This is a genomic window from Streptomyces sp. A0592 (assembly GCF_004795115.1).
GTDB classification, from domain to species: Bacteria; Actinomycetota; Actinomycetes; order Streptomycetales; family Streptomycetaceae; genus Streptomyces; species Streptomyces erythrochromogenes.
Map to the genome: position 1 here is coordinate 247,943 of NZ_SSBM01000002.1, position 23,193 is coordinate 271,135.

Annotated in this window: 26 protein-coding genes; 14 read left to right on the plus strand and 12 right to left on the minus strand. The window is 73.4% G+C overall.

What is annotated here, in order from left to right:
- Positions 1 to 29 precede the first annotated feature (29 nt).
- Positions 30 to 722 carry an HAD-IA family hydrolase gene (locus E6U81_RS04270; RefSeq protein ID WP_136228710.1) on the plus strand — a complete coding sequence of 231 codons (693 nt, stop codon included), beginning with the start codon at positions 30 to 32 and terminating at the stop codon, positions 720 to 722.
- Here the strand turns inward: E6U81_RS04270 and E6U81_RS04275 are convergent.
- Entirely contained in the window at positions 694 to 1,260 is a 567-nt protein-coding gene (locus tag E6U81_RS04275) for a hypothetical protein (protein ID WP_136228711.1), read from the minus strand. The two genes, E6U81_RS04270 and E6U81_RS04275, sit on opposite strands and share 29 nt — an antisense overlap.
- A gap of 213 nt (positions 1,261 to 1,473) precedes the next feature.
- Between E6U81_RS04275 and E6U81_RS04280 the strand changes: the two genes are divergently transcribed.
- Both E6U81_RS04280 and E6U81_RS04285 read left to right on the plus strand, forming a co-directional pair.
- Entirely contained in the window at positions 1,474 to 2,268 is a 795-nt protein-coding gene (locus E6U81_RS04280; RefSeq protein ID WP_136228712.1) for a 3-hydroxybutyrate dehydrogenase, read from the plus strand.
- A gap of 145 nt (positions 2,269 to 2,413) precedes the next feature.
- Complete coding sequence (locus E6U81_RS04285; RefSeq protein ID WP_136228713.1) at positions 2,414 to 3,769, plus strand: serine hydrolase domain-containing protein; 1,356 nt, start codon at positions 2,414 to 2,416, stop codon at positions 3,767 to 3,769.
- A gap of 13 nt (positions 3,770 to 3,782) precedes the next feature.
- On the opposite strand, the gene E6U81_RS04290 is transcribed toward E6U81_RS04285, so the two are convergent.
- The 3 genes from E6U81_RS04290 to E6U81_RS04300 form a co-directional block, all read right to left on the minus strand.
- On the minus strand, positions 3,783 to 4,901 hold the full coding sequence (locus E6U81_RS04290; RefSeq protein ID WP_136228923.1) for a PP2C family protein-serine/threonine phosphatase: 1,119 nt from the start codon (positions 4,899 to 4,901) through the stop codon (positions 3,783 to 3,785).
- Positions 4,902 to 4,969: 68 nt separating this feature from the next.
- On the minus strand, positions 4,970 to 5,350 hold the full coding sequence (locus E6U81_RS04295) for a VOC family protein (protein WP_136228714.1): 381 nt from the start codon (positions 5,348 to 5,350) through the stop codon (positions 4,970 to 4,972).
- Positions 5,351 to 5,469: 119 nt separating this feature from the next.
- Complete coding sequence (locus tag E6U81_RS04300; RefSeq protein ID WP_136228715.1) at positions 5,470 to 6,123, minus strand: DUF4389 domain-containing protein; 654 nt, start codon at positions 6,121 to 6,123, stop codon at positions 5,470 to 5,472.
- A gap of 174 nt (positions 6,124 to 6,297) precedes the next feature.
- On the opposite strand from E6U81_RS04300, the gene E6U81_RS04305 reads away from it, so the two are divergent.
- The gene (locus tag E6U81_RS04305) at positions 6,298 to 6,714 is read left to right on the plus strand and encodes a hypothetical protein (protein ID WP_136228716.1); all 417 of its coding nucleotides are present in this window, start codon (positions 6,298 to 6,300) and stop codon (positions 6,712 to 6,714) included.
- Positions 6,711 to 7,040 carry a transcriptional regulator gene (locus E6U81_RS04310; protein ID WP_136228717.1) on the plus strand — a complete coding sequence of 110 codons (330 nt, stop codon included), beginning with the start codon at positions 6,711 to 6,713 and terminating at the stop codon, positions 7,038 to 7,040. Before E6U81_RS04305 ends, E6U81_RS04310 begins: the two co-directional genes overlap by 4 nt.
- A gap of 6 nt (positions 7,041 to 7,046) precedes the next feature.
- Here E6U81_RS04310 and E6U81_RS04315 read toward each other — a convergent pair whose 3' ends face one another.
- Positions 7,047 to 7,775 (minus strand): DUF2470 domain-containing protein, encoded by a 729-nt coding sequence (locus tag E6U81_RS04315; protein ID WP_136228718.1) that lies wholly within the window; start codon positions 7,773 to 7,775, stop codon positions 7,047 to 7,049.
- A 270-nt stretch (positions 7,776 to 8,045) separates the two neighbouring features.
- Here E6U81_RS04315 and E6U81_RS41640 point away from each other — a divergent pair, with 270 nt between their 5' ends.
- Both E6U81_RS41640 and E6U81_RS04325 read left to right on the plus strand, forming a co-directional pair.
- A complete protein-coding gene (locus E6U81_RS41640; RefSeq protein WP_168714548.1) occupies positions 8,046 to 8,903 on the plus strand; it encodes a 2OG-Fe(II) oxygenase in 858 nt (285 codons plus the stop codon).
- Positions 8,904 to 8,962: 59 nt separating this feature from the next.
- Complete coding sequence (locus tag E6U81_RS04325) at positions 8,963 to 11,515, plus strand: SpoIIE family protein phosphatase (protein ID WP_136228720.1); 2,553 nt, start codon at positions 8,963 to 8,965, stop codon at positions 11,513 to 11,515.
- A 135-nt stretch (positions 11,516 to 11,650) separates the two neighbouring features.
- On the opposite strand, the gene E6U81_RS04330 is transcribed toward E6U81_RS04325, so the two are convergent.
- Together E6U81_RS04330 and E6U81_RS04335 are read right to left on the minus strand one after the other, a co-directional pair.
- A complete protein-coding gene (locus E6U81_RS04330) occupies positions 11,651 to 12,367 on the minus strand; it encodes a permease prefix domain 1-containing protein (protein ID WP_240803622.1) in 717 nt (238 codons plus the stop codon).
- Entirely contained in the window at positions 12,364 to 12,702 is a 339-nt protein-coding gene (locus tag E6U81_RS04335; RefSeq protein ID WP_206309834.1) for a helix-turn-helix transcriptional regulator, read from the minus strand. The genes E6U81_RS04330 and E6U81_RS04335 overlap by 4 nt, the downstream gene beginning before the upstream one ends.
- A 90-nt stretch (positions 12,703 to 12,792) precedes the next feature.
- Here E6U81_RS04335 and E6U81_RS04340 point away from each other — a divergent pair, with 90 nt between their 5' ends.
- The 3 genes from E6U81_RS04340 to E6U81_RS39635 all read left to right on the plus strand — a co-directional run bounded on the left by E6U81_RS04340 (position 12,793) and on the right by E6U81_RS39635 (position 13,708).
- Positions 12,793 to 13,230, plus strand: a complete 438-nt coding sequence (locus tag E6U81_RS04340; RefSeq protein ID WP_136228721.1) for a hypothetical protein — start codon at positions 12,793 to 12,795, stop codon at positions 13,228 to 13,230.
- Positions 13,231 to 13,235: 5 nt separating this feature from the next.
- Positions 13,236 to 13,475 carry a DUF3817 domain-containing protein gene (locus tag E6U81_RS04345; protein ID WP_136228926.1) on the plus strand — a complete coding sequence of 80 codons (240 nt, stop codon included), beginning with the start codon at positions 13,236 to 13,238 and terminating at the stop codon, positions 13,473 to 13,475.
- A gap of 62 nt (positions 13,476 to 13,537) precedes the next feature.
- On the plus strand, positions 13,538 to 13,708 hold the full coding sequence (locus E6U81_RS39635) for a hypothetical protein (protein ID WP_168714549.1): 171 nt from the start codon (positions 13,538 to 13,540) through the stop codon (positions 13,706 to 13,708).
- A 164-nt stretch (positions 13,709 to 13,872) separates the two neighbouring features.
- Here the strand turns inward: E6U81_RS39635 and E6U81_RS04350 are convergent, their stop codons facing one another.
- Positions 13,873 to 14,310, minus strand: a complete 438-nt coding sequence (locus tag E6U81_RS04350; protein WP_136228927.1) for a VOC family protein — start codon at positions 14,308 to 14,310, stop codon at positions 13,873 to 13,875.
- 166 nt (positions 14,311 to 14,476) lie between these two features.
- Here E6U81_RS04350 and E6U81_RS04355 point away from each other — a divergent pair, with 166 nt between their 5' ends.
- Positions 14,477 to 14,800 (plus strand): lysine transporter LysE, encoded by a 324-nt coding sequence (locus E6U81_RS04355; RefSeq protein ID WP_240803623.1) that lies wholly within the window; start codon positions 14,477 to 14,479, stop codon positions 14,798 to 14,800.
- A gap of 506 nt (positions 14,801 to 15,306) precedes the next feature.
- On the opposite strand, the gene E6U81_RS04360 is transcribed toward E6U81_RS04355, so the two are convergent.
- On the minus strand, positions 15,307 to 16,206 hold the full coding sequence (locus E6U81_RS04360; RefSeq protein WP_136228723.1) for an NAD-dependent protein deacetylase: 900 nt from the start codon (positions 16,204 to 16,206) through the stop codon (positions 15,307 to 15,309).
- A gap of 185 nt (positions 16,207 to 16,391) precedes the next feature.
- Here E6U81_RS04360 and E6U81_RS04365 point away from each other — a divergent pair, with 185 nt between their 5' ends.
- Entirely contained in the window at positions 16,392 to 17,999 is a 1,608-nt protein-coding gene (locus E6U81_RS04365; RefSeq protein ID WP_240803624.1) for a phospholipase D-like domain-containing protein, read from the plus strand.
- Between the two features lie 95 nt (positions 18,000 to 18,094).
- Here the strand turns inward: E6U81_RS04365 and E6U81_RS04370 are convergent, their stop codons facing one another.
- From E6U81_RS04370 to E6U81_RS04380, 3 genes are all read right to left on the minus strand, one after another.
- Positions 18,095 to 18,454, minus strand: coding sequence for a metalloregulator ArsR/SmtB family transcription factor (locus E6U81_RS04370; RefSeq protein WP_136228724.1), 360 nt, complete (start codon positions 18,452 to 18,454; stop codon positions 18,095 to 18,097).
- A gap of 198 nt (positions 18,455 to 18,652) precedes the next feature.
- Complete coding sequence (locus E6U81_RS04375) at positions 18,653 to 19,027, minus strand: hypothetical protein (protein ID WP_030848047.1); 375 nt, start codon at positions 19,025 to 19,027, stop codon at positions 18,653 to 18,655.
- Between the two features lie 392 nt (positions 19,028 to 19,419).
- Positions 19,420 to 20,181 carry an SDR family oxidoreductase gene (locus E6U81_RS04380; protein WP_136228725.1) on the minus strand — a complete coding sequence of 254 codons (762 nt, stop codon included), beginning with the start codon at positions 20,179 to 20,181 and terminating at the stop codon, positions 19,420 to 19,422.
- Between the two features lie 145 nt (positions 20,182 to 20,326).
- Between E6U81_RS04380 and E6U81_RS04385 the strand changes: the two genes are divergently transcribed.
- Positions 20,327 to 21,283, plus strand: coding sequence for an AraC family transcriptional regulator (locus E6U81_RS04385; RefSeq protein WP_136228726.1), 957 nt, complete (start codon positions 20,327 to 20,329; stop codon positions 21,281 to 21,283).
- A gap of 19 nt (positions 21,284 to 21,302) precedes the next feature.
- A complete protein-coding gene (locus E6U81_RS39640) occupies positions 21,303 to 23,165 on the plus strand; it encodes a hypothetical protein (protein ID WP_168714550.1) in 1,863 nt (620 codons plus the stop codon).
- The last annotated feature ends 28 nt before the right edge of the window (positions 23,166 to 23,193 follow it).

Sequence of the window (23,193 nt, forward strand, 5' to 3'; positions counted from 1 at the left end):
CGGCGCCCGGCCTGGCATACGATCACCACATGATCAGAGGAGTGATGTTCGACTTCTCCGGCACGCTGCTGCGCATCGAGTCGACCGAGGACTGGCTCGGCGCGGGCCTGGCGGCGACCGGCATCCGGCTGTCCGACGAGGAGTTCCGCGAGACGGCGGGGCGGCTGACGGAGTACGGAGCCCTGCCGGGCGGCTGCGCTCCCCGGCAGGTCCCCGCGCACCTCGAAGCCGTGTGGCACGAACGGGATGTGAGTGCCGGTCGGCACCGGGCGGCCTACGGCGGCCTGGCGCTGGCGGCCGGCCTGCCGGCGCCGGAGCTGGCCGGGGCGCTCTACGACCGCCATATGAGCCCCGCCGCCTGGCGGCCCTACGCCGACACCGCACCGACGCTGCGCGAACTGCGGCGGCGGGGCGTGCCGGTGGCCGTCGTGAGCAACATCGGATGGGACCTGCGGCCCATCTTCCGCACGCACGGCCTGGACGAACTGGTCGACGCGTACGTGCTCTCCTACGAGCTGGGCGTCCAGAAGCCCGACCCGCTGATCTTCCGGACCGCCTGCGACGCACTCGGCCTGCCGCCCGCCGAGGTGCTGATGGTCGGCGACGACCGCACCGCGGACGGCGGCGCCGCCGCGCTCGGCTGCCCGGTCCACTTCGTCGACCACCTGCCGGTCGACCGGCGGCCGCACGGCCTCACCCCGCTCCTGGACCTGCTGGGGTAGCCGCCGGCTCCGCGTCGCCGTCGACGTTCCACCGGGAGGGCAGCGGCCCGTCGCAGAAGACGCACACGAAGTCGTCCTCGCGCACGATGCCGAGCTCCCGGCAGGCGGGGCACCTGCGGAACACCACCTCGTGGGTGTACCCGCCCGGGTGCCCGATCCCGGCCGCGTCCAGCGCGTCCGCCACGGCCCCCCACGAGCCGGCGTCGGGGCAGTAGCCGGTCGACTGGTTGCTGACCTCGCCCACCGCCCACGCGCCGGACGCCCGGGAGAACCCCATCTCACCGGCGGCCAGGACCGGCGCGCCGCCCGCACACACGACGTGCTCGCTGCGGCGCGGCGCGAGCCGCAGCACACCGGCGGTGTCGACGACGAACGTGAACGGCTCGGCGAACTCCCGCGCGGGCAGCGCCGAGACCCAAGCCCCGAAATCCGCCGCCGACCGGATGCCGGGTCCCCCGCTCCCCGGCCGGACCAGCGCCAGGAGCCCCGCGGGCCCCACGTACCGGTAGGCCCGGCGGGGGACCCCTCGTATGCCCATGGGGACACCGTAAAGGACGCGCCCCGGCCGGAGCCGGGACGGCCTGTACCGGCTGCCGTTCGGGACTCCCACCTGCCCGTCCTGTACTCGCCGCGCGCCCGGGCGCCGTACCCGCGCACCGCCTGAGAAGGCCCCCGCCGACACATCCCGGCGGTGGACTGTGGTGTCCGCGCACATGGGAACGGGCTCCGGGCGTCGCCGATGATTCCCGTCATGACGAGCGCCATCCCTCCCGGCTCCCACGGGACAGCAGCCGCCGCAGGCATCGACCTGACGGGCCGTACCGCCCTGGTCACCGGGGCCGGGAGCGGGATCGGGCGGGCGTGCGCCACCGCGCTCGCCGGCGCCGGGGCCCGCGTGCACGTGGTGGACATCGACGCCGCCGCGGCCGAAGCCGTCGCCGAGGCGATCGGCGGCCGGGCCCACGTGGCCGACCTGGCGCGGGCCGCCCCCGTCGGGGAACTCCCCGACGAGGTCGACATCCTGGTCAACAACGCCGGACTCCAGCACGTCGCGCCGCTGACCGAATTCCCCCCGGACCGGTTCGAACTCCTCCAGCGGGTGATGGTCCACGCCCCGTTCCTCCTGCTCCGCCGCATCCTGCCGCACATGTACGCCCGGGGCTGGGGCCGCGTCGTCAACATCTCCAGCGTGCACGGCCTGCGGGCCAGCGCGTACAAGGCCGGATACGTGACCGCCAAGCACGCCCTCGAAGGGCTGAGCAAGGTCACGGCCGTCGAAGGCGCCCCGCACGGGGTCACCAGCAACTGCGTCAACCCCGGCTACGTCCGCACACCGCTGGTCGAGCGGCAGATCGCGGCCCAGGCCGCCGCCCACGGCATCGACGCCGACCGGGTCGTCACCGAGGTGATGCTCGGCCGCTCCGCCGTGAAACGGCTGATCGAACCGGAGGAGGTCGCCGCCGCCGTCCTGTGGCTCTGCGGCCCGCACACCGGCTGCCTCACCGGAGCATCGATCCCCCTGGACGGCGGCTGGACCGCGGCGTGACAAATGTAATGGCCTGTCAAGGTGCTTCTCCTTCTGGAGGTTGATGCCTGTTTCGTCCTGGGGGAGGAAGTTCCGCCGCGGGCCGGCGCGAAGAATCGAGGTGTACCGGTCACCGGCCCCACCGGGCCCGCGTCGAGGAGCCGCCATGAGCCACACCCGTCCCGCCGCCCGCCCCGCGCGGCGGCAGCTGCGCCGCGCCGCCTCGGCGACCGCCGTCGCCGTTGCCCTGCTGGCGGGCCTCGCCCCCGCCGCCGGTGCCGCAACCGCTGAGCCGGACGCCGCCCAGGCAGCGTCCGCCGGCCGCCGCCTCGACCGGGCCGCGCTCCAGGCCAGGCTCGACGCGGTCCGGGACGCGGGCGTGTACGGCATCTTCTCCGCGGCCCGCAACGGCCGCGAGCGCTTCGACGGGGCCGCCGGCGTCGCCGACCTCTCCACCGGGCGCCCGGTCCGCGCCGACCTCCGCCACCGCGTCGGCAGCGTCACCAAGACCTTCACCGCCGTCGCCGTGCTCCAGCAGAACGCCAAGGGCCGAATAGACCTGGACCGGCCGGTCGGCGACTACGTGCCCGAACTCCTGCCCGGCGAGCGCGGCCGCAAGGTGACCGTGCGCATGCTCCTCAACCACACCAGCGGCATCGAGGACTACATCGCGGACGCCTTCCCCTCCCTCCAGCAGGGCACCACCGCGAGCCTGGACGACCACCGCTTCCGGACGATCCGCCCCACCGAGCTGATCGGCTACGGCGTGGCCCGGCCGCAGCGGTTCGAACCCGGCACCGAGTGGAGCTACTCCAACACCAACTACCTGCTCCTGGGCGAGATCCTCCGCAAGGTGACCGGCCAGGACCCCGAGAAGCTCATCGCCAAGGACGTCATCCGGCGGGCCGGCCTGCGGGACACCTACTTCCCCGGCACCGACCCCTACATCCGCGGCGCCCACGCCCGCATGTACGAGAGCTTCTACGGGCTCATCGACCCGCCGCGCGACTACAGCGTCTACAACATGACCTGGGGCGGGACCGCCGGAGCCCTCGTCTCCACGCCGCAGGACCTGAACACCTTCTACCGGGCCCTGCTCACCGGCGACCTCCTGCCGCGCCGCCAGCTGGACCAGATGCGCACCACCATCGACATCAAGGACGAGACGGGCAAGGTGACCCTGCGCTACGGGCTCGGCATCTACTCCATGGACACGCCGTGCGGCCCGGCCTGGGGCCACGACGGCGGAGTCTGGGGCGCCGGCACCCAGGCCCTGTCCAGCCCGGACGGCACCCGGCAGTTCGCCCTCGGGTACAACCTGATGAAGTACCAGCGCATCAACGAGGCCGGCACCGGACTCGACCCGCACCCGGCCGACGCCGCCATGACCGACTACCGCGACCAGGCCCTGTGCGGCAGGACGGCGCCGAAGCCGCCGCAGGCGCCGAAGGTCCCGAAGAACGAGTCCGTCGAGGCCCCGGCACCCCTGGTCCCGGCCCTGCCGGTGCTGCCCGCGCGCTGAGCCGGCGTACGTCTCACCCGGCCGCTCCCTCCAGGGGCGGCCGGAGGCGGAGACGGGCGGCGAGCACGGCGACGTCGTCCTCGGCGTGCTGCGCGTCGAGGCCGGCGCAGACCGCGTCCACCACGTCCCCGACCCCGCAGCCCGCGGCCATGCGCAGGGCGGCGAGCCGGGCCAGGGACGTGTCGATGTCCTCGCCGCGGCGCTCCACCAGCCCGTCCGTGTAGAGCAGGACCGTCCGGTCCGCGGTGAAGGGCAGGGCGACGGTCTCGTACCCGCCGACCCCGGTGCCCAGCGGCGGGCCGACGGGCACGTCGAGGAGTTCCCCCGCGCCGTCCGCGGTGAAGACCGCCGGCGGCAGGTGCCCCGCGCTCGCGTACGCCGCCGTACCGCGGGCGGGATCGACCCGGACGATGAGGCAGGTCGCGGGGCGGCGGTCGTCCTCCGCGGCCGACAACGCGTCCAGCTGGCGCAGCACGCGGTGCGGGGCGAGATCGGTGGAGGCCACCTCCCGCAGGATGGAGCGGTAGGCGTTCATGTCCACGGCGGCCTCCAGGCCATGGCCCATGACATCCCCCACCACCAGCAGGGTGCGGCCGAAGTGGAGTCGTACGGTCTCGAACCAGTCGCCGCCGACGAGGGCGCGGGAGCCGAGCGGCAGGTAGCGGCTGGCGACCTCCAGGTTCGGATGCGGCCGGCCGGGCTCCGCGATCAGGGCCCGCTGGAGGTCGAGCGCGATCTTCTCGGTGGCCGCCAGCCGGCGCGCGTGGCCGACGTGCGCGCACGCCAGGCGCGCCGCGAAGTGCAGGGTCGCCGTCTCGTCCGCACTGAAGGCGCAGTCGGCGCGGGCCGCGAGCAGCCGTCCGTAGACCTCGCCCCGGCCGGCCAGCGGTACCGACACCACGTGTGCGGCCGCAGCCGCGGCCGCGGTGGCGACGTCCGCGCGGTCCAGGAGGCCGGCTGTGTCACCTGCGGCGCCCACACGACCGGCCCGGCCGCTCAGGCCGCCCCGGGCTCCGCCGGTCAGCTCCACGACCGCGGCATCGCACGGGCCGCGGACCAGGAACCCCGTCAGCTCCCGCCAGATCGTTCCTTCGTCGGAGGACGTCCCGATCCGCTCGGCGGCCTCCTCCATCACGCGCAGCCGCGCCTGCGGGCCGTCCCGGTCCGACGCCCTGGCCCGGTGCCCCGCACCGCAACCGGTTAGGAGGCGTCCACCTGCAGTACGGAGAGGACGTTCCCGGCGGGGTCCTTGAACCAGGCGATCGGGGGGCCGCCCTCGTTGCGGGAGATGCCCTTCGCGTCCTGTCCGAAGCCGTCGTAGCGCTCGAAGTCCACGCCGCGCGCACCGAGGTCGTCGACGGCCCGGTCGATGTCGGGCACCGGGAAGTTCAGCACGGTGAAGCTCGCCGGGGTGTGGTTGTCCTTCGGGTACACCAGCACGTCGGCGCCGCCGCCGAGGTGGAGGGACAGCATCCCGTTGTCCTCGGAGACCCGCAGGCCGAGCGTCGAGCCGTAGAAGTCCTTCGCGGTGTCGATGCTGTCGACCGAAAATCCGCTGAATGCCTTGCTGTCTTCCAGCATGTTCTCTCCTTCCGCCTGGTCCCGGTTCCGGGTTCCGGCCGAACGCGGCCCTCCCCGCCCCATGGTCCCCCCGAACGCGGGCAGCCGCACGGGCGGGCGGGCGGCTCGGGGAGGCCCGGTCAGAGCATGGGGTCCACGGGTTCCTCGCCGCCCATGTCGAGGCGGAACGGCGGGTACGCGTCCGTCATCAGGGAGGCGTAGGCGGTGACGCGGAGCACCCACCGGTTGAGGCCGATGATCAGGTCGAACAGGTCGCGCGGGTACTTCTCGGTGAAGGCCAGGGTGACGACCGCGATCAGGGCGAGGAGCCCGATCAGACCGCCGGCCGACCAGCCGCTGTGCACGGCTCCGGTGAAGATGGCGACCACGAGGTACTGGGGGATGGCGAGCAGCCACCACTTCACCAGGACCAGGCCGCGGGAGAGCCGCTCCGGGTACGCGATGTCCAGCCGGGCCGGATAGTCGGGCTCGGGGCCGAGGCTGAAGGGCGGGTACCGGTCGGTGCCGAGGGCGCCGTACGCGTAGTAGGAGACCCGCCAGGACCAGCGGAGCACTCCGAGGTTGAAGTCGAACAGCGGGCGCGGGTAGCGCTCGGTGAAGAGGATCGCGAAGAACGCGATCACGCTGATCACCAGGAACGCGAGCCACAGGAAGGCCAGCACGACGTAGTGGGGGATCGCGAGGATCCACTTGACCAGCCACAGCCAGCGCGAGAGCGGTGTGTCCAGCCGGGCCGACACGGTGACCGGAGGACAGGGGGTCTGCATGGTCATGCCGCTCACCTCATCGCCTCGCCCGGCCCTCCTCCATCTTGCGTCCCGTCCGCGCGCACCGCACCCACGCGGGGATCGGCCGCCCTCCCATTCCGGCAAGTACTTGCTAGAGTGGAAAGTAGATGCCGGGTCGGCAGGTTCGAGGTGCCCGGCGACGACGGGAGGGGACGTGCCGTGAACGAACAGGCAGACGCGGCCGCATCGTTGCAGGGGATCGCGCGGATCGAGGCGAAGGCGCGGGGCCGGAGCGGCTGGTACACGGCCTACCTCTGGATGTTCGCCGGGTGGCAGCTCGTGCTCGTCCCCGCGGTGCTGCTGTGGCACGGGCCGGTGGGGGCGACCGTCAGTGCGCTGGCCAATGCCGCTGTGGTCGTCGGACTGTCGTGGTTCGCCACGCGGCAGCCCGTGGTTCCGCGCGGCCACGTCGCCACGCACCTCTCGGTGATCGGGGCGTGGGCCGCCGCATACGTCCTGGCGCTCGTGCTCGGGCTGACCGTCTTCCCGGACAGCGTCCCCTTCGCGGTCGCTGCCGCCCTCGTGTGCGCGCTGCCTGCCGCTGTCGCCGCCCGGCGCGAGGTGCGCGCCGTATGACGCCGGAACCGGCGGCTGTGGTTCGGGGGCCCCATCCGCGCCACGGGCTGGAGCCGCTCCTCGCGTCGGCCGTGCGGCTGTCGGTCGTCGCGGCCCTCGCGGCCGTGGAGAAGGCCGAGTTCGGCTCCGTGCGCGACCTCGTGGAGATCACGGACTCGGCTTTGTCGAAGCAGGTCTCACGCCTGGAGGAGGCGGGCTGGGTGACGGTGGAGAAGGGCCAGGTGGGCCGGCGCCCCCGGACCTGGCTGCGGCTGACCGGTGAGGGGGGCACCGCCTACCGGCGTCACCTGGCGGCGCTGCGGGCCATCGCCGGGTCGCTGGACTGATACGGCCTAGCGGGCGGGCAGGTGGCGGCGCCTCGGGCAGGCCTGGGCCGCGGCCAGCAGGAGCTGGATCTGCTCGCCGACCTGGGACGCCTCGCTCACGGGCGCGGGGAAGGGCAGGCGGAGGTCGCGCTGGTTTCGGGCGTACTCGCAGCGCAGGGTGATGCCGTGGCGGTCGACGGCGAGGGGCAGGACGCGGACGGCGCCGTGCAGGAGCCAGGGGTCGGCCAGCCGGGTCAGGCGGGTCACCGCGTCCTGGTGGGCGTCCGTCAGGTGCGTCAGCAGCGAGCCCTCGTCGACGGCCAGCGGGTCCGGCTGGGCGAGGACGAGTTCGTCGAGGCCGACCTTCACCGTCACCTCCTGGGTCGCCAGGGTGACACGCGCCGCGTCGAGGCGCAGGTCGACGTCGTCCGTCGCGGCGTCCTGTCCGGACCGGGTGAGCCAGCCGGACAGGGTCACCCGGGCCCGCACCCGGTCGCGCACGGCGACGGGTGCGATGTCGGTGAACTCCACCAGCGCGGCGAGGGCCCCGCGCGGCGCGCACGCCACGTGCGCCGCCGGCAGGCTGTCGGCCGGCAGCCGCAGCCGCACCTGGCCTCTCGCGTTGACGGAGTGCAGGCCGACCAGGTCGTAGCGCAGCCCGTTCGTGGTGACGGTCAGTGAAACCGCGCGGGCGAGCACGGAACGGGTCTGCTCGGCGAGGGTCGCCTCGGCCGCGGGCAGGGCGGCAGCACACATCGGAACCTCCGGTTAGGTAAGGCTTGCCTAAACTAGCGGATGGGTGGGTGGTGTGGCCAGCCTCGAAAGTCGGCCAATGCCCTGGGCAATCGCCGGGTCGGCGGCCGGGTTGTGTGCACCGGCGTACGCCCCGAGCCGGAGGGCGCGACCTCGCGCCGAGGGGTGGGCCCGCCCTGGCCGGTCAGCGCATGGCGCCGGGCCGATGTTCTCCCGTGCGCCCCCCATGTGCCCCTGCGGAGGCTCCTGCCACCGCGCGTACGGTTCCGGGCCATGAGCGGATACGCGATGGAATCGGCCACCCCGGCGGAAATCAGCACCCAGGTCCTGCCCCCCTCCGATCAGTGGTCCACGGCCCCCGTGGTCCCGGCGCCGGTGTGTCGCTTCGAGAACTTCCTCGGCGCGGAACGTGCCGCCAGCCTCCTGTCGTACGCGATCTCCCGGGAAGCCGACTTCTCCGCGGGGACGGTCCTCGACCCCCTCTCCGGCCAGGTCTCCCACAAGGGCCGCAGCTCCCTCGTCCTCCCCGTGACCAGCTCGGTGTTCAGCGCGCACCTGGCGGACTGCCTGCCGCTGGTCCAGGAGGTCCTCGGCCACCGGGCGGCGCTCACACAGACCCTGACGGTCCTGACGTCGCACGGCGAAGGCGGCCACTACGGCATCCACACCGACGCCTCACGGGTCCGGGACGTCGGCACGGCCCTCTCCGCCGTGTACTACCTCCACCGCAGGCCGCGCGGCTTCGGCGGCGGCCAGCTCCGGCTGTACGACACCCTGCTCGCCGACGGCGGAGCCCGGCCCGCGGAGTCCTACCGCACCATCGAGCCCGAGCACGACACCATCGTGTTCTTCCCGGCCGGCGCCTTCCACGAGGTCGTCCCGTCCACCTGCCCCAGCGGGCACTTCGCCGACCACCGCTTCACCCTCACGACCTGGATCAGCGGTACCGGGGCCGCGGCGGCGGTACCCGACGACCCGTTCCGGATCTGGCCGTGGCTGGCCCATGCGGCCGAACGCACCCGCCCGCTCAACGACGTCGAGCACGACCACGACGGCGCCAGCCCCATCGCCCTTCCGGCCGCCGCCCCGGCCACCCGTCTCACCCTTCCCACGCCCCGCCGGACGCCGTAGCGGCGGGGCCCCGCACGCGGTGCCGCACCGGCACCGCTCCGCAGGGGCGCACCCTGCTCGTGGCGCCGTACCGCCGACCGGCCGCGGCCCTCCGACTCGCCCGAAAGGTCCCGGGCGCGACAGCATGGAGGGAGAGCGGGCGCTCGGCGGGACGGCCTCGGGAGGAGGCGGTACGGACAGTGACCAGACATCGCTTCGCGTTCTGCGGGGCCCAGCTCGCCGCCGTCTACGTCGCCGCCGACCAGGACCGGGAACTCCACCTGGCCGAGCTGACCGGAAACCGGGGCATCCTCTACGGCCTCCCCGCCATCCTCGCCGTCGCCGGCCATTCCCCCGCCGCCAACGCCTTCCGCTCCGGCCGCCCCCTGTGGCTGACGCCCAAGGAGCTCGCCACCTTCATCGAGGAGGACCCCCACCACTTCCCCACCCGGGTCGGGGACGGCACCCCGAACTCACCGGCCCGGATCTCGCTGGGCGCCCTGCCCCTGGGACACGGCGACCAGGAGCTCGGCTGCCTCGTCGTCGCCGGCGAGGTCGGGGAGGGCTTCAGCGCCGACGACCGCAGCCTGCTGGAGCTGTACGCCGACCAGGTGGCCGCCGGCCTCGAATCGGTCGCCGCCCGCTTCGCCGGGCGCAGGGCCCCGCAGGCACATCTCGTCCAGTCCCTGGTCCCCGACCAGGGCGGCGCCTTCATCCTGGACCTGGGAACCGGCCGCATGGAGGCCCACGCCCACGTGCTGGAACTGCTGGGCCTGTCTCCCGACCAGTTCGACGGGCAGGTGGAGACCTTGCTCGCCTGCGCCGTCCCCGACGACATGCCCGCGCTGATGGCGGTCGTGGAGCCGGACCGGCTGGCCGCCGCCGGACAGCAGCTGGCGTTCCGTATCCGCCGCCCGGGCGGCGAGTTTCGCTGGCTGGGCCTGCGCTGCCGGGTCGAGGTGGACGCCGACGGCACACCGCAGCGCGTCCTGGGCGTGGTGGCCGACGCCTCCTACCTGCGGCCCAGCGCCGACGAGGTGTCCCTCGTGCAGCGGCTGTCCGCCACGCTCGCGGGAGCGGCGACGATCCGGGAGGTCAGCCGACTGGCGGTCGAAGCCCTGCGCGAGCCGCTCGGCGCATCCCGCGTCGCGGTCGGCGAGCTGGAGCCCGAGCGCCTCATCGTCACCGCCCTCGACCCCCCGGAGACCGACGCCTGGCCCGAGGTCTGGCGCGCGGAATGGCGCTCCGAATGGCCCGATGTGCCACTAGGTGACCTGCCCACCCTGCAGAGCGCGCTCCGCGCCGGCCACATGAGCCTGTGGCCGCCCGGCGCGGCACTCGAACCCGGACTCCTGGGCGTGGGGCCCGGCGGCCTCGCCGTGCTGCCGCTGCCCGCCGAAGGCAGGATGGTCGGGGTGTGCCTCGTGGGCTGGGACGAGGAGCACCGGTTCGCACCGGAGGAACGGTCGCTGCTGACCGCGACGGCGGGGCTGGTGGGGCAGGCACTGGTACGGGCCCACGCGCTGGACGCGGGCCACGAACTCGCCACCATGCTCCAGCGCAGTCTGCTGCCCCGTAAGCTCCCCGAGCTGCCGGGCGGGGTCGCCGTCGCCCGATACCTGCCCGCGACCGCCGGACTGGAGGTCGGCGGGGACTGGTACGACGTCATCCCGCTCGGCGACGGTCACGTGGCGTTCGTCATCGGGGACGTCCAGGGGCACAGCGCCGGAGCCGCCACCATCATGGGCCAGATGCGCACCGCGGTCAGGGCGTACGCGGTCGAGGGCCACCCGCCCGACGTCGTCGTCGCGCGCGCCAACCGTCTGCTCGTCGGCATGGAGACCGACCTCTTCGCCACGTGCACGTACGTGGACCTCGACATGGAGGAGGGCATCGCCAGGGTCGTGCGCGCAGGTCACCTGCCGCCGGTGGTGCGCCACCCCGACGGCGTCACGGAGGAGATGACGGTCGAGGGCGGGCCGCCCCTGGGGGTGCTCGCGGAAGCCGAGTTCCCCATGACCGAGGCGGGGCTGCTCCCCGGAACCCTGCTCGTCCTGCTGACGGACGGCCTGGTCGAGTCGGCCCGGCTGCCCCTGGAGGAGGGCATGCGGCGGGTGTGCGAAGCGCTCATCGAGGCCGACCCGGTCGACGCCGGAGGAGTGGCGGACGACCTGGTCGGGAGCGTGGGCCGCCGGGACGACGACGTTGCCTTGCTGCTGCTGCGCTACGACGGAACCGCGGGTCGGCCCAAACGGAGTCACTGGACGGTGTGGCGCCTGCCCAAGGCGGTCCTGCACGCGCGCCGCTTCACCGCGCGCACGCTGCGCTCCTGGGGCGTGGTGGAGGAGCTCGACACGGCACTGCTGATCGTGTCCGAGCTGGTCACCAATGCGATCGCGCACACGCAGGGCGAGGTGGGGATGGACCTGACCCTCTCGACGGACCGGCTGCGGATCGCCGTGAACGACGCCTCGCCGCGCAGCCCCGTCAAACCGGTGTCGGTGAGCTGGGAATCGACCGGTGGCCGCGGCCTGCTCATCGTCGAGGCCACGGCGACGGCCTGGGGCTCGGTGCCGCTCAGCGGCGGCAAACAGGTCTGGGCCGAGATCCCCTGGCGCGCGCGGCCCGGCTGACACCGGCACGGCCGGGGCCCGCCCCCCGGGAGGCGCGGCCGAGCCCATGCACGGGCAACAGCGTCCGCGGGCCCGCCACCCGGTGTACCCGGACCCTGCGCCGCGCGGTCCGGCCCGCCGGAGGCGGATGGCAGGTCAGGCCGCGACAGCCGGCCGGGCGCACTGGCGGCAGGCGCGCGCCGAAGCGGCGATCCTGGCGTGGAAGGCGATGGCGACCGCGCCCGCAAGGGCGCAGAGCGGCCAGCGCGACGTCAGGAGCGACGCGGCGGCGAACGTGAACGCGCTCAGCGCCAGGGCGACCGCGGCGGTGGTGCCCGTCCACGCGACCATGACCGGCAGCCGGTCGGGGGTGGAGAGCCGACGGGCGAGCCGGCCGGTGGCGCCCAGGAACACCGCCGCCGCCAGTGCGGTGGCCGCGGCGGTGCCGCCCAGGTGGGCGAGCAGTACCTGGGCCGCGTACGGCAGTCGGTGCGCCGTGGGGCCGGCTGCGGCGAGCAGGTACCAGCAGGGGAGCAGGAGCGGCGCGAGCAGCAGGATCCTGCGGGAGGTGTGCCGGGCCTGGACGAGGGTGAGTTCGCGCTGGAAGTCGGGCGCGAGCTCGGCCACGCCGCCGAACTGCCGCACCGCCTCCAGCGCCGCCTCACGATCGGGCTCGCCCCCGGGGGCCAGCTCCGCCGCGGCGTCGAGCAGTCCCTCGCGCAGCTCGGCGAGCATCCGGGTCTTCTCGCGCTCCGCGCCCTGCAGTACGGCGGCCAGCTCGGCCACGTGGGCCGCGATGGGGTCGGTGCCGTCCACGCCGGCTGCGGTGGCGCCCGCCCCGGCCGCCCCGCCGGACCCGCTCGCCCGGCTCACGTCGCCGTCCGCGGCTGCACCGGTTCGAGCACGGAGCCGATGGCGGCGGTGAACTCCCGCCACACCTTCCGCTCCGTGTCCAGGCTGCGCCTGCCGGCGTCGGTCAGCTCGTAGCAGCGCCGCCGACGTTCGCCCACGGACTCCCAGGTGCTGGAGAGCAGGCCGAGTCGCTCCAGCCGGTTCAGCGCGGGGTAGATGGTGCCCTTGCGGAGCTCCAGCACGCCGTTGCTGCGCTCCTGCACGGCGGTGATCACCGCGTAGCCGTGCAGGGGGCCCGATTCGAGCACGGACAGCAGCAGACCGTCCAGGTGTCCGCGTACCTCACTCGCCTTCATGGTTAGGCAGCCTACCCAAACCGTGGAGCCGTCGTATAGGTTGCCTGGCAACCCATTGTCGGCCGATCCATCCATCCCCGGAGTGCCCAGGTGACCAAACTGCTGCTGTCCGTCCACGTCCTGGCCGCGATCCTGGCCATCGGCCCGATCGCGGTCGCGGCCTCGATGTTCCCGCGGTACACCCGCACACCGTCCGAGGACGCCGAGGGGCTGCAGACGGCGAAGGTGCTGCACCGGATCTGCCGCGGCTACACGCTCGTCGGTGTCGCCGTACCTGTCTTCGGTGTCGCCACCGGAGCCCGGCTCGGCGTCCTGACGGACGCCTGGCTGCTGGTCTCGATCGTGCTCACCGCGGCGGCTGCGGCCCTGCTCGCCCTGGCGATCCTGCCCGGGCAGCAGCGGCTGCTCGGCGGTCCGGAAAAGGCGGGCGCGGCCCGGCTGGCCATGGTCACCGGCGTGTTCAACCTGCTCTGGGCGGTCGTCGTCGTACTCATGATCGTCCGCCCCGGCTCCACCACGGGAGCGTGACCGGCGTGCGCGTCCTGCGGATCGCGGCCCAGGTGGAAGCCGCCTCCCTCGCCCTCCTCCTGGCCAACCTCATCACCGTGCACACCGAGGCGGTCGCCTCCCTGGGCGGCCCCGTGCACGGCACTGCCTACCTGGTCGTCATCCTCACCGTCCGGCGGGCGTCCGCCGACCCGGCGGCGAGGTGGCAGGCCTGGATCCCCGGCATCGGCGGCCTGCTGGCCCTGCGCCAACTCCGGTGCGCCTGACCCCGGATGCCGCCCGGGGTGTAGGTGAACCACCGGTTCGCGGGGTCTGGGAGCATGGCCCGATGGAACGCAAGCGGCAGACCGTCAGCTCCGGCTCCCCGCTGGAACCGCAGATCGGGTTCTCGCGGGCCGTCCGGCCCGCGACCACGTTCGTCGAGGTTGCCCGCTTCATCGACCCTGCCTGGCTGGTCGAAATCGAGGTCGACGCCGTTCTGCTCCGCCCGGTGCACTAGGCCGTGCGGCCGTCTCGGCCGGCATGGCCGATTGCGGATCGGAGTTCGATCCGGCACCGCCGCGCCGGTCGCAAGGTCCCGTGGGCGGTGCCGTGCAGGTACAGGGGTTCCTCACCGGTGCGGCGCACAGGGGGCACGGCCCCCAACAGGTCGCACGCGGGGAGTCATTGTGGCGGAGCCGACGGAGCCGCCCGGGCGACGGCGACGAGTTCGACCTCGAAGCCGTCGGTGTTCTCGAGGTAGGCGGCGTAGGTGCGGTCGCCGCCGGCGTGCGGGTGGCGGTCGGGGAACATCAGGCTCCATCCGTGCTGCCGGCCCTCCGTGACCAGGCGGTCCACCGTCTCGTGGTCCTCCACGTGGAACGCCAGGTGGTTCAGCCCGGCCCGGCACCGGTCGTGGCGCTCGGCCGTGAGGGCCGGGGACTGCTCGAACACCAGATAGGTGGCTCCGAGCCGCCAGCTCCGCCCGTCGCTCCAGCTCTGGAACGGCACGTAGCCCATGGACTCCAGCAGCCAGCCGAAGGAGGCAACGGCCCGGCCGAGGTCCGGCACCCAGATCTCGACGTGGTGCAGCATCCCGGTGGTCGTGGACGGCGGCGGCATGTGGGACATCGCCCGCCACCTCCTTCCTCGTTGCGGCGCTGACGCGCCGACTGCGTCCCCATGATGGCGCATGCCGTCGGACGGGGTCGCGCAACCCTTCGGACACCCCGTGGGTCTTCCCGGGCGAGGCACATGGCGATGGGGGAGCTCCGTGGGAGTGCGCGGCGTGGTGAAGGATGTCGGCGAATTCCTGGTGGAGCTGGTCGGTGAAGCGGTGGCCGAGGCGGTGCTGAGCCTGCTCGCCTGTGCGCTGCTCGGCCTGCTGGCCCTGACCGTGTACGTGAGCTGGTCCTTCAGCCCCCGCGCCACCCTCGCGGGGGCGGGGTTGCTGAGCCTCGCCGTGGCGCACGGCGCCTGGCGGACCTTCCGCGCCCCGGCGAAGGGCCGCCGTCGGCGCGGACTCGCGGCCGTCACGACGGTCGTCTTCACCGTCACCGCGGCGGCGGCCGGCTTCCTGGCGTTCTACGCCTCCGGCTGCGGCTGTCTCTGAGTGGGCGGCCGCCCGGTGCGTACGGGGTGTCGGCGCACAGGGTCAGGTACCGCAGCGCGGGGTCGGTGTTCGTGACCAGGCTGCGGTGGCGGGAGCACGGGGTGCTCCCGTCCAGCACTCCGGTCAGCGGCGCGCCGGCTTCGCCCGGCGCGCTGTGCGGCACGGGTGCAGGCCTTCGGGTCGGCTCCGGCCGCTGGGCCCGGAGGGGCCGTGCGCGTCGGCGGGCCGGTTCGGCCGGGCGAAGCCTTCCACGCCGTGGCCGAAGAGGGCGTGCGTCTCCCGGTCGCGGTGTTCCGTCTCGCCCGTGGCGTGGAACAGGTTCAAGACGGGTTCAGGGCTACGAAGTGCCCGTGCAGGGTTTGCCGGGTCCGGCCCGGTCCCGCGCTCGAACAGCATCGCGTGTACGGGGCCCAGGAGGTACAGGACCGCGTCCAACTCCCCGTCGAACCGGCCGACCTCCGGCGAACCGGCTCAGGCGGGCGTGTCGCTCCGGGGTGACGCTCGGCTCAGGTCGGACTGTCGCCCTCGATCGGGACGGACAAGTGGTCGGCCAGGGTGGTGAGGGCCGCGCCCAGGGGGAGCGCGACCCGGGTCACGGCGTGGCGGTCGCCGCGGGTGGGGTCCCGGTTGACGATCAGGACCGGTTTGCCGGCCTGCGCCGCCTGCCGGACGAAGCGCAGGCCTGACATCACTGTCAGCGAGGAGCCCAGGACCAGCAGCGACGCAGCGCCGTCGACCAGCTCGCGGCAGCGTTCGACCCGTCCCGGGGGAACCGTTTCGCCGAAGAACACCACGTCCGGTTTCAGGACGCCGCCGCACTGCGCGCACGGCACCACCGCGAAGTCCCCGACCTGTTCGTCGGTGAGGTCGGCGTCGCCGTCCGGGTTCAGTCGGGCGGCCACCGGCTCGAAGCCCGCGTTGGCCTCCTCCAGCCGCCGCGCGAGCTCGCGGCGCGAGCCGACGGCGCCGCAGGCCAGGCATACGACCCGGTCCAGGCTGCCGTGGAGTTCCACCACGTCCTCGCTGCCGGCCGCCTGGTGCAGGCCGTCGACGTTCTGGGTGATCACCCCGGAGAGCAGCCCGTGCCGCTCGAACGCCGTGACGGCCCGGTGACCGGCGTTGGGCCTGGCGCGGCCGAAGGTCCGCCAGCCGAGGTGGCTGCGCGCCCAGTACCGGCGCCGGGCCCGGGCGCTCGCGGTGAACTCCTGGTAGGTCATCGGGGTGTGCCGGCGCAGGCTCCCGCCCTCGCCCCGGTAGTCGGGGATGCCCGACTCCGTGGAGATGCCCGCCCCGCTGAGCACCAGCACGCCGCCGGCCCGCAGCGCGTCGGCGACCGGCCCCGGATCCGTGGTTCCGGGCGGCAGGTCCTCGGTGGGCGTCCAGCTCAGAGTGGGGCGCGTGCGCATGCGACCAGCGTACGGAACGGGCGACGGACACCGGCCTGCCGGCGTTGCGACGCGGGTGGCCGGAACTCGTCCGGGCCAGGTGAACACAGGGCTACTTCCTGGTAACTTGCGCGAGTTGATCAAGGTCGGAGGCGTGGCCGACCCCCGCTCCCGGCCTGAGCCGCCCCCCCAGTCAAGGAACCACATTGGCACGCACCGTCCGTACGACGGCCCTCGTCTCCACCTCGGCCCTCGCCCTCGGCATGTCCCTCCTCGGCGCCGCCGCCCCCGCCCGCGCCGCAGAAGCGCCCACACCGCACCTGGACTCGGTCGAGCAGACCCTGCGGCGGGTCTCCCCGGGTCTGGAGGGCTCGGTCTGGGAACGCACCTCCGGCAACCGGCTCGGCTCCACCACGCCCGGCGGCGCCGACTGGCTGCTCCAGACGCCCGGCTGCTGGGGCGACGCGGCATGCACCGACCGGCCCGGATCGCGCCGTCTCCTGGACAAGATGCGCCAGGACATCGCCGCCGCCCGGGAGACGGTCGACATATCGACGCTCGCGCCCTTCCCCAACGGCGGTTACCAGGAGGCCATCGTCGCGGGCCTGAAGGAGTCCGCCCAGAAGGGCAACCGGCTCAAGGTGCGCGTCATGGTGGGCGCCGCGCCCATCTACCACTCCACCGTGATCCCCTCGTCCTACCGGGACGAGCTGCTCGCGAAGCTCGGCCCGGCCGCCGCGGCCAACATCACCCTCAACGTCGCCTCGATGACCACCTCGAAGACCTCCTTCTCCTGGAACCACTCCAAGCTGGTCGTGGTGGACGGCGGATCGGTGATCACCGGCGGCATCAACAGCTGGAAGGACGACTACCTCGAGACCACCCACCCGGTCGCCGACGTCGACCTCGCGCTGTCCGGCCCCGCCGCCGGCTCCGCGGGCCGCTACCTGGACTCCCTGTGGGACTGGACCTGCCGCAACAGGAGCAGCTGGAGCTCGGTCTGGTTCGCCGCTTCGCCCGGTGCGGACTGCATGCCCTCCCTGCCCCGGCCCGCCGCCCTGGCGGGCGGCGGGAACGTGCCCGCGCTCGCCGTCGGCGGTCTCGGCGTCGGCATCCGCCAGAACGACCCCACCTCGTCCTTCCGCCCCGTCCTGCCCTCGGCCGGCGACACCAAGTGCGGGATCGGGGTGCCCGACAAGACCAACGCCGACCGGGACTACGACACCGTCAACCCGGAGGAGAGCGCCCTGCGCGCCCTCGTCTCCAGCGCGACCTCGCACATCGAGATCTCCCAGCAGGACGTGCACGCCACCTGCCCGCCGCTGCCCCGCTACGACGTGCGCCTCTACGACGCCCTCGCCGCGAAGCTCGCCTCCGGCGTGAAGGTCCGCATCGTCGTGAGCGACCCGGCGAACCGCGGCACGATCGGCAGCGGGGGCTACTCGCAGATCAAGTCCCTCAACGAGGTGAGTGACGCCCTGCGCGGCCGGGTGGCCGCCCTGACCGGTGACGGCGGCCGGGCGAGGACGGCCATGTGCGAGAACCTCCAGCTGGCCACGTTCCGGGCGTCCGACCGGCCGACGTGGGCGGACGGCAAGCCGTACGCCCAGCACCACAAGCTGGTCTCCGTGGACGGATCGGCCTTCTACATCGGTTCCAAGAACCTGTACCCGTCCTGGCTGCAGGACTTCGGCTACGTCGTCGAGAGCCCCGACGCGGCCGGACAGCTCAAGAGCGACCTGCTGGACCCGCAGTGGCGCTACTCGCAGGCCACCGCGACCTACGACTACGCCCGCGGCCTCTGCCAGGGCTGACGCGACGCGACGCGCCGGCGGCGCGCCACCGCCACCGACGCGCCGCCGCCGGGTCGCCCTTCGTGGTGCCCCGGCGGTGTGCGCCGCCACCCGGCCTACAGCGCGGGAGGGCCCGTGTGCACCGAGGTGTCGGCATCCCGGAGCTCGGCGAGCAGCTCGCTCTGCCCGACCAGCAGTTCGGTGAGGATGCGTCGTGCGGCTCTCAGGAGTTCCGCCACATCGCCGCCGGCGAGGGCGTAACTGACCGTCGAACCGTCGCGTATGGAGACCACGATGCCGGACCGGCGCAGCACCGCCAGTTGTTGCGAGAGGTTGGACGGCTCGATCTCGATTTCGTTCAGCAGCTCGCGCACGGGTACGGGGCCGTTCTGAAGGAGTTCGAGTACGCGGATCCGGACGGGGTGTCCGAGCATCCGGAAGAACTCCGCCTTGGCCTGGTACAGCGGGACCTGCATGTGGCAACGCTCCTACCCGGGTTCTGACCTATGGACGGGGACGGCGTTCGGTTCCGCCGGCCCGCCCCCGGTGACCATGACCAGCCATTCTCCTGTACCCCGGCTCCGCCCCACGCTCCGGTGACAGCATTCGGATGTGCCGAGTTGAAGATTTCTTCAACTCCTGGGCAAAAAAAGAGTCGGGGTACAGGAAGGCGGCTAGAGCTCCAGATCCGCCTCGATGCGCTTGAGCTGGTGCCGGGCCATGGCCAGGTTCGACTTCGCCTTGTCCAGGACGATGTAGAGGAACAGGCCGTTCCCCCCGCGCCCCTTGAGCAGCCGGATGAGGTGGTACTGGCTGCCGAGGGTGATCAGTACGTCCTCGATGTCCTCCTTGATGCCCAGCATCTCCATGGTGCGGGCCTTCGCCCGGATCACATCGGTGTTACCCGCGGCGGCGACCGTCAGGTCGAGGTCCTTGCCGCCCCCCAGCGTGCCGAGGGCCATGCCGCTCGTGTAGTCGACCAACGCCGCCCCCACGCTCCCCTCGATCGAGGTCATCGCCTCTTTCAGGGACGTCTCCACGTTCACCATCGTTGCAGCCTCCTCGTTTTCACGGCCCTGGCCGGCTTCACGTCTCCGGCCTGGTTGCACGGGGGACGCTACGCGCTGGAGGCCAGGTACGTGGCGAACATCAGGTATTCCGGCAGGATATGGACCTCCGTCCGCTAGGGTGCGAGCCCGTGATCACCCGACTGCCCGAAAAAGAACGGGAGTCGGCGCCGGGGCGGGCTCCCGCGCCGGACGGGCAGGAGGCCCGGCGCAGGAGATCCGTGCAGTTCGGAGCCGGGCGGTACGTCGGCCGCGACCCCCGACGGCCCCAAGGTGCGTGCGCACCGCCCCGGTTGCGGGGTTTGGCCGACAGGCGCCGGTCACCCCGGCCGCGGGAGCGGGCCGCCTGGCCAGCGCCGGGTGCCCGGTCGCCGCTACAACTGGTACCCGCCGGACACCTCGATGTCCTGGGCGGTGATCCAGCGGCCGTCGTCGCCGACCAGCGCCGCGATCAGCGAGCCGACGTCGTCGGGCTCCCCGACCCGGCCGAAGGCGGTCTTCGCCGCGATGGCCGGTACGACCTCCGGGAAGCGGGTGAACGCGTCGTCGGCGAGCCGGGTACGGGTGGCGCCGGGCGAGACCGCGTTGCCGCGGATGCCGCGCGCACTGAACTCCTTGGCCATGTAGCGCGTCAGCACGGTCAGACCGCCCTTCATCGCCGCGTACGTCGCGTAGCCGGGCTCCAGCCCGGAGGTCGCGGACGCCGCGTTGCTGCTCACGTTGACGACGGAACCGCCGTCGGCCATCAGCGGCAGGAGCCGCTGGGTCAGGAAGTACGGGCCCTTGAGCAGGACGCGCATCAGCAGGTCGAATTGCTCCTCGGTGGTGTCCTCGATCAGCGAGGTCTGCGCGATGCCGGCGTTGTTGACCAGGTGGTCGAAGGTGTCGCGGTCCCACGTCGTGCGCAGGGCGTCGGCCACACAGTCTCGGAAGCCGTCGAAGCGGGAGCTGTCGCCGAGGTCCAGGCGGAGCGCGACGGCCGTGCCGCCCGCCTTCTCGACGGCGGCCACGGTGTCCACCGCACCCTGCTCGTTGCGGCCGTAGGTCAGGATCACCCCGATCCCGCGCGCGGCGATCCGGATGGCGGCGCTCTGTCCGATGCCGGAGCTGGCACCAGTGACGATGGCTACCTGCATGATGGCCCTCCTGGGAGTCCGATGGGATTCGATACCTCCATTGGACGCCTCTGACCTGCTGTTCCAGTAGAACGATCGTCCAGCAGACTTGCCTGATCCTCCCGCACGCGGGATGCCGGGGCGGATCCTGTGCTGCACTGGAACCATGGATCTGGAAGACCTGCGGACCCTGCTCGCCCGGCACGCGCGCCCCGACGCGACCACGTCCGTCGACGGGGTGCTCGTATCGAAGGTCGACCGGTCGGACGCACCGGAGCCGGCGACCACCGGCACCGTGCTCGCCGTCATCGCGCAGGGCGCCAAGCGCCTCGCAATCGGGGACCGGGTCCTGGAGTACGGCGCCGGGCAGTACCTCGTGGCCTCCGTGGACCTGCCGGTCACCGGACAGTTCCTGCGCGTCGGCCCCGACCGTCCGGCCCTCGGCTTCGGCCTGGTCCTGGAGCCCTCCGACATCGCCGAGCTCCTGCTGCTCGCCGGCCCGGGGGACGTCCCCCGGGCCGGAGGCACCGCCGTGCCGGCCCTCGCCGTCTGCGACGCGCCCGACGAACTGCTCGACGCGGTGGTGCGGTTGCTGCGGCTCCTGGACCGGCCCCGTGACCGTGCCGTGCTCGCGCCGCTGATCAAGCGCGAGATCCTGTGGCGGGTGATGACCGGGGAGCAGGGTGGCACCGTACGCCAGCTCGGTCTCGCCGACAGCGGCCTGAGCCATGTGGCGCGGGCGGTGGCGTGGATCCGCAGCCACTACGCGCAGCCGTTCCGGGTCGAGGACCTGGCCCGGCTCTCCGGCATGAGCCAGTCCGCCTTCTACCGGAACTTCCAGGCGGTCACCGCGATGAGCCCGGTCCGCTTCCAGAAGCAGATCCGGCTCCAGGAAGCCCGCCTGCTGCTCGCAGCCCGGCCCGGCGATGTCACGGGCGTCGCCCACCGCGTCGGCTACGACAGCCCGTCGCAGTTCAGCCGCGAGTACCGGCGGCAGTTCGGTACGCCTCCCAGCCGGGACGCCACCCGCCTGCGGCTCGACGCCCCGGGAGCCCCGGCAGGAGAGCCGGCCGTCGTCAACGGGGGTGTTGTCAGTGGTGATCGGTACGGTCGGCACACTTGATCGCTGAGGAGCGCCCACCATGAGATCTCCGGCCGAGCTGGACCACGTCCGCTGGCACGACCTGACCCACGCCCACGGCCCTGCCGAGGACGTGCCCGAGCTGATCAGGGCGCTCTACGCGGACGAGGACGACACGGTCGGCGAGGCGGTCCACGAGCTGTACGGCACCATCCACCACCAGGGCACCGTCTACCCGGCCTCGGCCCCCGCCGTGCCCTTCCTCGCCCACGCCGTGCTCCACGCCCCGGGCAGGCGCGACGAGTTGCTGATGCTGCTCGCCGCCCTGGCCGAGCACGACCCGGAGCACACCGAGTCGCCGTCCTGGCCGGGCAGTTCGGTCGCCGCGATCTGCGCCGAGCTCGCCCGCGTGCTCCCGGACCTGCTCCCCTGCCTGGGTGACCCCGAGCGCTCGGTCCGCAGGGCTGCGCTCCGGGTGGTCGCCGCCGCGGCCGGTCAGCTGCCGCCCGAGGTGCGGGCCACGGCCGAGCGCCGGGTCGACGAGCTGTACGCCACCGATCCCGTCGCGGCGGTACGGGCGGACGCCCTGGTCGTCCTCGACCGGTTCGGCCGCGAGAGCGCGGCGTTCGACAGCCCGCTGCCCGAGGTCAGGCTTGCCGCCGCCATGCTCGCCGCCGAACGGTCCGGGCCGCCGTACGAGAAGCAGCTGGTGGAGGTCCTCGCCGAGGACGGTGCCGAAGCGGACCCGGGCGACGACGGTTTCCCCTGGGCGGGCACCACGTCGCAGGAGGACCGGCTCACCGGCCTCCTCATCCGCGACGCGGACGCGGGACTCGCCGCGGCCGCCCGCTGGATCGCGGCCGGAGACCCCGGTGCACGCGGATCCCGGCTCGGCCGGCAGATCGCGGAGACCTGGCGCGACCGGGAGGCCGAGGTGCTGGCCCTGATGCTCGCCGCCCTGCCGCACCAGCGGGACACCCGCGCCGCGGCCCACTGCCTCACCACCATCGGCGCATGGATCGAGCGCCTGCCCGAGCCCGGCGCCGACCTCAGGGACGCGCTGTACGGCCACGCCCGCGGGGAGGAGGAGACCGCCGCACCCGCGCTCCTCGCCCTGGTGCGCTCACGCGACCCCCGCGCCCTGGAGCTGGTGCTGGGCGACCCCGGCCCGGAGGCCCTCAGTGCGGCCGCCTCGTGCTTCCCCGAGGCCGCCGACCGGCTGATACCCGCGATGCGCCGTACGCTGGCCGCCGGCGCCACGGGAAACGGGGCCATCGCCCTGATCGACGCCCTGGCGCAGTGCGGCGCCGCCGCACGGCAGGCGCAGCCGGAACTGCTCGACTGCCTGCGCACCCGCCGCGCGGCCGTCGTCGCCGCCCGCCGGATCGGCCGGGGCGGCGTCGTGACACCGGAGATCACCTCCCTGCTCCACGATGCCGCGCAGAGCACCGACTCCTCGCTCAGCGCCGCGGCCGTCGTGGCCCACCACCGGCTGACCGGCGAGGCGGCACCGGCACTCCGCGTCTTCGAGGGGCTGCTCACGGCGCAGGGTCCCGTTCACTGGCACCTGAGCAGCCTCCAGTCGCTCGGCAGCGCCGCAGCTCCACTGCTGCCGCTCGTCGAGCCGCTGCTGGCGGCCAGGTACGAGTGGACCCGTATGGCGGCCGCCGAGGCCCACCACAGGATCACCGGTTCTCCGGAGCGGGCCGTCCCGATCCTCGCCGCCCTGGTCGGCCCCACCCCGGTCGGGCTGTGCGCGCTGAAGGCCCTCGCCGCCATCGGCGGGGTCCCCGATGAACTGCGCCCGACCCTGCGGTCCTTCGCCTTCTCGCCGCTGCGACTGCTCTCCGCGATGCCCTTCTCTCAGGTGCACCCGGACGAAGAACTCCGCACCCTCGCCCGGGCCTTGCTCACGGCCGACTGACCCGCCCCGGTGCGGTCGCAGTGGTGCG